The organism is uncultured Azohydromonas sp. (genome assembly GCF_937926365.1).
Classification (GTDB): domain Bacteria; phylum Pseudomonadota; class Gammaproteobacteria; order Burkholderiales; family Burkholderiaceae_C; genus Azohydromonas.
Window position 1 is genome coordinate 1 of the sequence record NZ_CALAOH010000105.1, and the last position, 10,205, is coordinate 10,205.

Genomic DNA, 10,205 nt, shown 5'->3' on the forward strand with positions numbered 1-10,205 from the left:
GGATGGCATCGTCCCGGCCCGCGGCCTCGATGGCGTCGAGCAGGCCGCGGCGCACTTCGGCCGAGCCGGCGTTGACGGGCGGGTTGTCGATCACGACGACGGCCACGTCGCCGTCGCGTTCCAGGTGTACACGGGCGCTCATGTCGATGCTCCGGTGATGGCGATGCCCGGCCCTCGGGGCCTCGGGCGTGTTGATGCAGGGAGGCGGTCCGACCGATGCGGACCGCTTGGGTCAGCGCGCGAGCACGGCCACGCCGTCGGCGGCGCGCACCCCTTGGCCCCGTGGCAGCACGAACACCGGGTTGATCTCGGCCTCGGCCAGACGGTCGCCGAGCTGGGCCGCCATGGCGGAGAACGCGACGATGGTGTCCACCAACGCGTCCACGTCAGCCTTGGGCCGGCCGCGGAAGCCATCAAGCAGCGGCCAGGTCTTGAGCTCGCGCGCCATGGACAGCGCTTCCTCGCGGCTGAGCGGCCCTGCGGGCGGCAGCAGCCGCATCGTGGTGTCCTTGAACAGCTCCGCCGTGACGCCGCCCATGCCCAGCAGCACGGCCGTGCCCAGCGCATCGCGGTGCAGGCCCAGGATCAGCTCCGTGCCACCGGCCACCATCTCCTGCACCAGGAAGCGCTGCGGCCGCACGCCGGCCCGGGCTTCCACTTGCGCGGCCATCTCGGCCAGCCGCGCGCCGATCTGCTCGGCCGTCAGGCCCACGGCCACGCCGCCCACGTCGCTCTTGTGCGTGATCTCGCCCGAGAGGATCTTGAGCACCACCTGGCCGCCCAGCTCCCGCGCCGCCTGCTCGGCCTCGGCGGCCGTCTGGACGACGGCCTCGCGGGCACACGGCACGCCAAAGCGCGCGAAGAGCTGCTTGGCCCGCGCCTCGTCCAGCGAGCCGGCGGGAAAGTCCTCCACCGGCACGGCGGCCTCCTGCAGTGGCGCCTCGGTCGAGGGCGCCTGCCACTGGCTGGCCTGCAGCATCCCGCCCAGGGCCGCCGTGCAACTCTCGGCCGCGGCGAAGGCCGGCACGCCGCGTCGGGTCAGCAGTGCGCCCACCTCGGGGGCATGCGGGCTGACGTAGGCCAGCACGGGCTTGTCCGACAGCGGCAGGCAGTCCTGGATCGCGCCGGCCATGAGCTCCGGCATCGCCAGGCCGGAGGAGCCCACGATCACCACCAGCGCGTCATAACTGGGGCTGGCCAGCACCGCCTTGATCGCGCCGCGCAGCAGGTCAGGCTGCAGCCCGGCCAGCGTCACGTCGATGGGATTGCGGTCCAGCGCGGCGTGGTTGCCGGTCTGCAGCGCGCGCAGCGCGGCGGCCGTCTCGGCGTCCGGCGCCGGCGTCTCGAAACCCGACACGCCCAGGCTGTCCGACACCAGCGTGCCAGCCCCGCCCGTGGAGGTCAGGATCGCCACGCGGTTGTTGCGCAATACACGACCCGTGGCCAGCGCGGCCGGGATGTCGAGCAGATCGCTGAAGGCCTGGGCGCGGATCACGCCGGTCTGCCGGAACAGCGCGTCGTACATGCGGTCGGCCCCGGCCAGCGCGCCGGTGTGCGACACAGCGGCCAGCGCGCCGGCCTCGGAGCGGCCGATCTTGAAGGCGACGATGGGCTTGCCGGCCCGCGCGGCCCTGAGGGCGGCGGCGCGGAACTTCTGCGGGTTGCGCACGGTTTCAACATAGAGCGCGATCACCCTGGTGGCCTCGTCATCCACCAGGTGGTCGATGAAGTCGGCCAGCTCCAGGTCCACCTCGTTGCTGGTGGAGACCAGCTTGGACAGCCCGATGCCACGCGCCGCGGCGCGCGACAGCAGCGCGCCCAGGATGCCGCCGCTTTGCGACACCACGCCGATGGTGCCCACGGGGAAATGCTCCATCTCCAGCGCGCCCGTGGCCGACAGCACGATGTTGTCGGTGAGGTTCACCAGCCCGATGGTGTTGGGGCCCAGCAGCCGCATGGAGCCGGCGGCCTCGATGAGCTGGCGCTGGCGCCGCGCGCCTTCCTCGCCGGTCTCGGTGTAGCCGCTGGCCAGCACGATGGCGGCGGCGCAGCCGCGCGCGGTCAGGTCGCGCACCGCCAGGTGCGCCCGCTCGGCGCCCAGCAGCACGATGCCCACGTCAGGCACCGTCGGCAGCGAGGCCACGTCGGGATAGCAGCGCAGCTCGCCGATGCGCTCGGCCTTGGGGTTCACGGGATAGACGTTGCCCTTGAAACCATGCTTGACCAGATACGACACCGGGCGGCCGGCCGTCTTGGTGGCATCGGCCGAGGCGCCGATGACGGCGACGCTGCGGGGCTTCAGGAGTCGGGAGATGGCGTCCATGTCGGACCTCACTTGGCGGACTTGGCGAGGAACGCCATGACGGATTCGCGGTGCTCGGTGCTCGTGTAGCAGATGCCCTGGGCCTGGCTGCCCTGGGCGAAGACCTGCTGAGCACTGAGCTCGAAGCTCTGGTTGAGGATGGTCTTGCCCAGTGCCAGCGCGGTGGCGGAGCCCTGGCTCAGCTCGGCGGCCCAGGCCTGCGCATCGGCCACGAGGGTCTCGGCGCTGGTCTTGCGGTCCACGATGCCCAGCGACAGGGCCTCCTCAGCATCGACCTTGCGGCCGGTGAAGATCAGCTCCTTGGCCTTGGGCAGGCCCACGCGGCGCGGCAGGAAGTACATGCCGCCGCCGTCCGGCACGATGCCGCGGTGGATGTAGGACCAGGTGAAGCTGGCCCACTCGCTGGCGATGATGAAGTCGCACGCCAGCGCGGTGTCGGCGCCCAGGCCCGAGGCGGCGCCATTGACGGCGGCGATGACGGGCTTGGGCATGGTGTGCAGCAGCGCCTGGGTGTGGTGCACGCGCTGCTGGCGATGCCAGCCGTTGAAGGCGACCTCGCCGGCCGGGGCGCTCAGGCGGCGTTCCATGCCGGCGATGTCGCCGCCGGCGCAGAAGCCCTTGCCGGCGCCGGTGAGCACCAGGGCGCGGATGGCCTTGTCAGCGGCCACGTGCTCCAGGGCCTCGATGAACTGGCTGCGCATGGCGTCACTCATCGCGTTGCGCTTGTCGGGGCGGTTGAGGGTCAGCGTGGCGATGCCGGCGTGGACCTGCAGGTCGATCAGTTCGTTGCTCATGATGGGAAGCGGAGAGGGGTTGTTGGGTTCAGTCGGCCTTGAGGTTGTTGTCCTTGACAACCTTGCGCCAGCGAGCCTCCTCGGCGCGCACGTAGGCGTCGAGCTCGGCCGGCGGGCCGGCGTTGATCGCCAGGCCCTCCTGCTCGACCCTCTTGGCGAATTCCTCGGTGCGCGCGGCCTTCCTGGCGGCGGCATTGAGCTTCGTGATGGCATCGGCCGGGGTGCCGGCCGGGGCATACAGGCCGTACCAGCTCTCCACCACGTAGCCGGGCACGGTTTCCGCGATGGCGGGCACGTTCTTGAGCGCGGGCGAGCGCTCGGGCGTCGTGACGCCCAGCGCGCGCAGCTTGCCGGCGTCCAGCAGGTTGGCCACGGCAGCCGCGGTGCCGAAGATCATGTCCACTTGCCCGGCCAGCAGGTCGTTGAGGGCCGGGCCCGCGCCGCGGTAGGGCACGTGCAGCGTCTGGACCTTGGCCAGGTAGTTGAACATCTCGCCGGCGAGGTGGGCCGACGTGCCGTTGCCCTGGCTGGCGAAGGTCAGCTTGCCCGGTGAAGCCTTGGCCGCCGCGATGACGTCCTTGACGCTCTTGTACGGGCTCTCGGCGCGCACCACCAGCACGTTGGGGCCGCGCCCGACCAGCATCACCGGCGCGAACGCCTTGTCCCAGGCATACGGCAGCTTGGGCATCAGGCTGGGATTGACCGCGTGCGCGAACGAGGCCATCACCAGCGTGTAGCCGTCGGCCGGGCTCTTGGCCACGGCATCCGTGCCGATGACCGTGCCCGCGCCGGGCTTGTTGTCCACGATCACCGTCTGGCCCAGCTCCTTGCCCATGCCCTGGCCCAGCGTGCGGGCGATCATGTCCGTGCCGCCGCCGGGGGCGAAGGGCACGACGAGGCGGATCGGCTTTTCGGGGTACGCGGCGAACGCGGTACCCGTGGCCAGCGCCACGGTGGCGACGAAGGTACCCAACCTCGCCAAGTGCGAGCGCAAGGCAATCTGCATGGTTTGTCTCCTGAAGGCTGCGCCGATGGCGGCGTCGTCTGATGCGGCGGAAAGCGGCTTGCGGTGCCGTCATCGATGCCTGCAAGGTTAGGTTGCATACTGGCGTCTCGCACCAGTCAATTTCCGACAGGTGGAAATCGGCAAATCACGCAAGGAGCGGCGACCATGGAGAGGCCAGAGGCATGGTCGGTGGAGAAACCCTCCAGCGGCGACCGGAATCGCTCGCTGGAGCGGGGTGTGGAGATCCTTCGTGCCTTCCGCCCCGGCGCCGATCTGCTGGGCAATGGCGAGCTCGCGGAGCGCACGGGGCTGTCGCGCGCGACGGTGAGTCGGCTCACGCAGACCCTGGTGGATGGCGGCCTGCTGGAGCGCGACAGAAGCCGCCGGGCCTATCGGCTCGCCGCCCCGATACTGAGCCTTGCCCACGCCATGCGCACCGGATCGCCGGTGCTGGCGGTGGCTGGAGCGCTCATGCGCAGCGAAGCCGAGAAACGCAAGATCAACGTCGGCTTGGCGGTGGCGGATCGCGACGAGATGGTTTACCTGGAGTCCGTGCGCTACAGCCGCCGCGTGTCCTGGCGCAACGTCGTGGCCGGGCAACGCGTGCCCATGGAACTGACGTCGCTGGGTCGCGCCTGGCTGGCCGCGGCCGACGAGCCGGTACGCAAGCGGTTGCTGGCGCACTTCAAGGCCCGGCGCGGCCGTGAATGGGGTGAGCTGTCACGCGAGATCGCGCAGGCCGTGGCCAGCGTGCGTGACGAGGGCTACTGCTGGGCCTCGTGGCAGCCGCAGGTCGTGGCCCTGGCCACGCCGATCTTCCCGCACGGCCATCCCGTGCACGTGCTCAACATGAGCGTCGCCGGTGACGAGACACCGCAGGCCGTGGTGGAGCGGCTGCAGGAGCCGCTGCTGGCCCTGGCAAAGCAACTGCAGGAGCGGCTCGCGGCTGCCTGACGCGAGAGCGCTGCTGGAGCGCACCCGCACCGAACTGCATCCCAGGTGGCCTTGCACTTTCTGCAACCCAAGCTTGGCTTCTTTGCACTTCTGAAAGTGCGAGTCCGTTCCTACACTGGTCTCAACGGGTGGTCATTGCTCACGCCTCGCCGGTGAAGCAGTACCACGGCAACACGGCGCCTCCAAAGGCCCGGACAGAACTCGGAGACAACCATGAAGGAACGCGTTGGCATCGCGGGTGTGGGTTTGATGGGCCATGGTATTGCACGCAACTTGATCAAACATGGCTACGGTCTGACGGTGCTGGAGCATCCTGGCAACCAGCCGCTTGACGAACTCAAGGGCGGCGGCGCCACCACGGTACCCACCGCCAAGGCGCTGGCCGCCGAGTGCAACGTCCTGATTCTGTGCGTCACCGGGTCGCCTGAGGTGGAGGCCGTCCTCTGCGGCACCGATGGCGCGCTCGAAGGCCTGCGCCAGGGCACCATCGTCATTGACTGCTCAACCGCCGTGCCGGCATCCAGCGTACGCATGGCCGAGGCGGTGCGTGCCGCTGGCGGCCACTTCATCGACGCGCCGATGACGCGCACGGCCCAACACGCCCACGAAGGGCGGCTGAACCTGCTCGTAGGTGGCGACAAGGCGGTCATAGAGGGCATTACCCCGCTGCTGCGTGCCTTCGCCGAGAACATCGCCTATGCCGGCGGCGTCGGTGCGGGACACCGCTTGAAGCTGCTGCACAACTTCGTCTCGCTGGGATCCATGGCGCTGATTGCCGAGGCGGCCGCCTGTGCCGCGCACAGCGGTATCGAACCCGAGGTCTTCATCGAGGTGCTTGCTGGCGGCGGCGGTGCCGGCGTGGCCCTGGATCGCCTGAAACCCGCCATCCTCGATCCCAACGGCACCCCGGTGCAGTTCTTCATGGCCAACGCGCTGAAGGACTTGCGCTACTACACCAGCATGGCCGACGACACACGGGCCGAGCACCTGATTGCCGATGCCGTGTCCAACACCTTGGACGCCGCGGTGAAGCAGGGCGGTGCCCGCGCGATGGTGTCGGACCTGGTGGCACTGCTCTCGCAGCGCAACACCGACACGCCACGCCAGTAAAGCCATTGGCAAGCCACTGCTTGCGCAGTGGGGTCTGTCAGCTTCCCCCCTCAACTCCACGGAGCTCGCCAATGAGCAGCCATCGCATTGCCGTGATTCCCGGCGACGGAATCGGTACTGAAATCATGCCGGAAGGGCTGCGCGTCCTCGATGAGGTCGGCCGCAAGTTCGGCATCTCGCTGACCTTCGATCACTTCGACTGGTGCAGCCGGCACTACGTACGCCACGGCACGATGATGCCCCAGGACTGGAAGGAGCAGATTGGCGGCCACGATGCCATCTACTTCGGCGCCGTGGGTGCGCCTGACCTCGTGCCGGACCACGAAGCGGTATGGGGATCGCTGATCAAGATCCGCCGCGAGTTCGACCAGTACGTCAACCTGCGGCCCGCGCGGCTGATGCCCGGCATTCCCACGCCGTTGGCCAACCGCCGCCCGGGTGACATCGACTTCCTGATCGTGCGAGAAAATACCGAAGGCGAGTATTCGTCGGTGGGAGGCCGCATGTTCGAAGGCACCGAGCGCGAAATGGCCATCCAGGAGTCGGTATTCACCCGGCTGGGCGTGGACCGCATCCTCGACCATGCCTTCGAGCTGGCAAGGCGCCGTCCGCGCAAGTCGCTCGTGGCCGCCACCAAGAGCAACGGCATCTCGGTGACCATGCCCTTCTGGGACGAGCGTCTGGCCGAGGCCGCCAAGCGCTATCCCGATGTCAGCGTGCGCAAGTTCCACATCGACATCCTGACCGCGCACTTCGTGCAGCACCCGGACTGGTTCGACGTCGTGGTGGCCTCCAACCTGTTCGGCGACATCCTGTCGGACCTGGGACCGGCCTGCACGGGCACCATTGGCATCGCGCCTTCCGCCAACGTCAACCCCGAACGGCGTTTCCCCTCGCTCTTCGAACCCGTGCACGGCTCGGCGCCGGACATCGCCGGCAAGGGCATCGCCAACCCCATCGGGCAAATCTGGTCGGCAGCGCTGATGCTGGAGCACCTGGGCCGCGGCCAGGATGCGTACCAGGCCGCAGCCGACTGCATCGTCAAGTCGATCGAGCTCGTGCTCTCCGATGGCCCGCGCACGCCGGACATGGGCGGGCGCGCCACGACGCAGGACGTCGGGCGGGCCATTGCGGACTGCGTTTCCAGTGTTGCCGCCCACTGAGGAGAGCCAAGCCATGCGCATGCAGCACTACATTGCAAACACCTGGATCGCGCCCAGCAGCGGCGAGTCCATCCCGGTTGTTGACCCGAGCAACGGGGAAAGCATTGGCGAGATTGCCCGCGGCAGCGAGCAGGACGTGGGGGCTGCAGTCGCGGCCGCACGTGGGGCGATCGGGGAGTGCTTCGACGGCCCCTGGGGCCAGCTCAGCGCGGCACAGCGCGGCCGGCTGCTGTATCGCTTCGGGGAAGCAGTGGCACGGAACGGCCAGGAGCTCGCGCAACTGGAAGCCCGCGACACCGGCAAGTCGATGAAGACGGCGCGGGCGGACGTCGCGGCCCTGGTGCGCTACCTGGAGTACTACGCAGGCGCCTGCGACAAGCTCCACGGCGAGACACTGCCCTACGAGGCGGGCTACATGGTCGTGACCATGCGCGAGCCCCATGGCGTCACGGGACACATCATCCCCTGGAACTACCCGATGCAGATTTTCGGGCGCACCGTCATCGCATCGCTGGCCGCAGGCAACGCCTGCGTGGTCAAGCCGGCCGAGGACGCCAGCCTGTCGATCCTGCGCCTGGCGGCGCTGGCCGCGGAAGTCGGCCTGCCCGCCGGCACGCTCAACGTCGTCACGGGCTACGGCCACGAGGCAGGATCGTTTCTCACTGCGCACCCGGGGATCGACCACATCTCCTTCACCGGTTCGAGCACCACCGGGCGGCTGGTGGCCGAGGCCGCAGCCAAGCGGTTCTGCCCCGTGACGCTGGAACTCGGCGGCAAGTCGCCGCAGCTGGTGTTCGAAGACGCCGACCTGGACGCGGCCCTGCCGGTCATCCTCAACGGCATCGTGCAAAACGCTGGACAGACCTGCTCGGCCGGCAGCCGGCTGCTGGTGCAGCGCAGCGTGTATGAGCAAGTCCTGGACGGGCTGGCCCAGCGCTTCCGGGCGTTGCGCAGCGGTCCTCCCGCGCTGGAGCTCGACATGGGTCCGTTGGTCAACCGCAAGCAGTACGAGCAGGTCAAGCGCGCGCTGGCCCAGGCCGAGGCCGATGGACTCACCGTGATGGCACGCGGCGAATTGCATCCCGAGGCTGCAGCCGCAGGCTTTTACCAAGAGGCCGTACTGCTGCGTGATGTGCCGCATGCCCACAGCCTGGCTCAGCAGGAGATCTTCGGACCGGTGCTCGTGGCCATGCCCTTCGACGACGAGGCCGATGCCGTTCGGTTGGCCAACGGGACGGACTTCGGTCTGGTGGCGGGCGTGTGGACCCGCGACGGCGGGCGCGGGCTGCGCCTGGCGCGCAAGCTGCGCTGTGGCCAGGTCTTCGTCAACAACTACGGTGCGGCCGGTGGCGTGGAACTTCCCTTCGGCGGCGTGAAAGCCAGTGGCTATGGCCGCGAGAAGGGCTTCGAGGCCCTGCTGGGTTTCACCGTGCTCAAAACGATTGCCATCAAGCACGGCTGACACCCGCTGTCAGAAACGTTGAGCACTGCGGGCACGCCACCGCATGCAGCCTGCGGCTGCTCAGCCACCACCTGGACATGGACAGGAGACAAGCATGAAATCCCTATTCAATATGCCGAGCGCGCCGGTCTGGGCCGCTGTGCTTTCGTTGCTGTCCGTTGGTGCGCAAGCCCAGGTCAGCAGCCACAACATCAAGTTTGGCTACAGCGTCAGTGAAACGCATCCGATCGGCAAAGGCGTGAGCAAGTTTGCCGACTTGGTGTCGGAAAAAAGCGGTGGAAAGATAAAGGTCAAGGCATACCCCGCGGCACAGCTGGGTTCCGAGTCGCAGATGATTTCCGCGACGCAGGGCGGCGTACAGGAAATGATCGGCATGTCGTCCGCGCCGCTGGTGGGCATCGTCAAGGATTTTGCGCTCTTCGACCTGCCGTTCATCTTCTCCAGCGAAAAGGAAGTCGATGCCATCGTCGATGGAGCGGTGGGCACCAAGCTCTTCGAAAAACTGGGCAAGAAAGGCGTCGTCGGTCTTTGCTATTGGGAGAATGGTTTCCGCCATGTCACCAACAGCAAGCGTCCCATCGCGCGCCTGGAGGATTTCAAGGGGTTGAAAATTCGCACCATGCAAAATCCGGTGTTCGTTGACATGTTCAACACCCTGGGTGCGAATTCAGTACCGATGGCCTGGCCGGAAGTCTACTCCGCGCTTGAAACCAAGGCCATCGACGCACAGGAGAACCCGGCATTGATTGTCTCGGCCTTCAAGATCAATGAAGTCCAGAAATACCTCAGCATCACGAAACACGCTTATTCGCCTTATGCCTTGATGGTGAGCACCAAGTTCTGGGACAAGCTGCAACCCGTCGAGCGCGGCATTCTCAAGGATGCCTGCGCAGAGGCGCGTGAATACCAGCGGAAGCTGAGCCGTGAAGAAGACAAGAAGACCCTGGCAGAGCTCAAATCGCATGGCATGCTCGTCAACGAGTTGTCGCCTGATGCCGTTGCGCAGATCAAGCAGCGGCTCCAGCCGGTCACCGAAAAGTACGCCAAGGAAATAGATGCGGGCCTCATGCAGGAGGTTCGCTCGGAAATCGAAAAGGTCCGCTCCGCTTCCAAATAAATGGAGCGCCATGGCGTGCCGCCTGGTCCCGCAAGCTCGCGATAGGCGAGCCCGGGATTCAAGGCAGGCCACAGGCAGCCCCTTGCCTTGATGAAACCTTCCAGTGCTGCGGCCAGCAGCCTGGAGCAGGCTTGACTTCGCCTTGATCAAAGGCATGGCCTACGTCGCAGGCAAACCAACAAATATCGAATAGCGGCAACTTCCACACCAATAAGTCATTTATAAGTCATAAATAATAAATATTTATATTCAAAACGAACCGTCATGCTTGAAGCA

At 67.2% G+C, this 10,205-nt stretch carries 8 protein-coding genes; 5 read left to right on the forward strand and 3 right to left on the reverse strand.

Annotated elements, in window-relative coordinates; translation table 11 throughout:
- Positions 1–232: 232 nt before the first annotated feature.
- The 3 genes from Q0741_RS10880 to Q0741_RS10890 are packed head-to-tail and all read right to left on the reverse strand — an operon-like array spanning position 233 to position 4,123.
- Complete coding sequence (locus tag Q0741_RS10880; protein WP_298233221.1) at positions 233–2,323, reverse strand: acetate--CoA ligase family protein; 2,091 nt, start codon at positions 2,321–2,323, stop codon at positions 233–235.
- Positions 2,324–2,331: 8 nt separating this feature from the next.
- Positions 2,332–3,117, reverse strand: a complete 786-nt coding sequence (locus Q0741_RS10885; RefSeq protein ID WP_298233222.1) for an enoyl-CoA hydratase/isomerase family protein — start codon at positions 3,115–3,117, stop codon at positions 2,332–2,334.
- A 28-nt stretch (positions 3,118–3,145) separates the two neighbouring features.
- Positions 3,146–4,123, reverse strand: a complete 978-nt coding sequence (locus Q0741_RS10890) for a tripartite tricarboxylate transporter substrate binding protein (RefSeq protein WP_298233223.1) — start codon at positions 4,121–4,123, stop codon at positions 3,146–3,148.
- Positions 4,124–4,288: 165 nt separating this feature from the next.
- Here Q0741_RS10890 and Q0741_RS10895 point away from each other — a divergent pair, with 165 nt between their 5' ends.
- From Q0741_RS10895 to Q0741_RS10915, 5 genes are all read left to right on the forward strand, one after another.
- A complete protein-coding gene (locus tag Q0741_RS10895; protein ID WP_298233224.1) occupies positions 4,289–5,077 on the forward strand; it encodes an IclR family transcriptional regulator in 789 nt (262 codons plus the stop codon).
- A gap of 213 nt (positions 5,078–5,290) precedes the next feature.
- On the forward strand, positions 5,291–6,187 hold the full coding sequence (locus Q0741_RS10900; RefSeq protein WP_298233225.1) for an NAD(P)-dependent oxidoreductase: 897 nt from the start codon (positions 5,291–5,293) through the stop codon (positions 6,185–6,187).
- Positions 6,188–6,258: 71 nt separating this feature from the next.
- Entirely contained in the window at positions 6,259–7,350 is a 1,092-nt protein-coding gene (locus tag Q0741_RS10905; protein ID WP_298233226.1) for a tartrate dehydrogenase, read from the forward strand.
- A 13-nt stretch (positions 7,351–7,363) separates the two neighbouring features.
- Positions 7,364–8,812 carry an aldehyde dehydrogenase family protein gene (locus Q0741_RS10910; RefSeq protein WP_298233227.1) on the forward strand — a complete coding sequence of 483 codons (1,449 nt, stop codon included), beginning with the start codon at positions 7,364–7,366 and terminating at the stop codon, positions 8,810–8,812.
- Positions 8,813–8,906: 94 nt separating this feature from the next.
- Entirely contained in the window at positions 8,907–9,929 is a 1,023-nt protein-coding gene (locus tag Q0741_RS10915; RefSeq protein ID WP_298233228.1) for a TRAP transporter substrate-binding protein, read from the forward strand.
- The last annotated feature ends 276 nt before the right edge of the window (positions 9,930–10,205 follow it).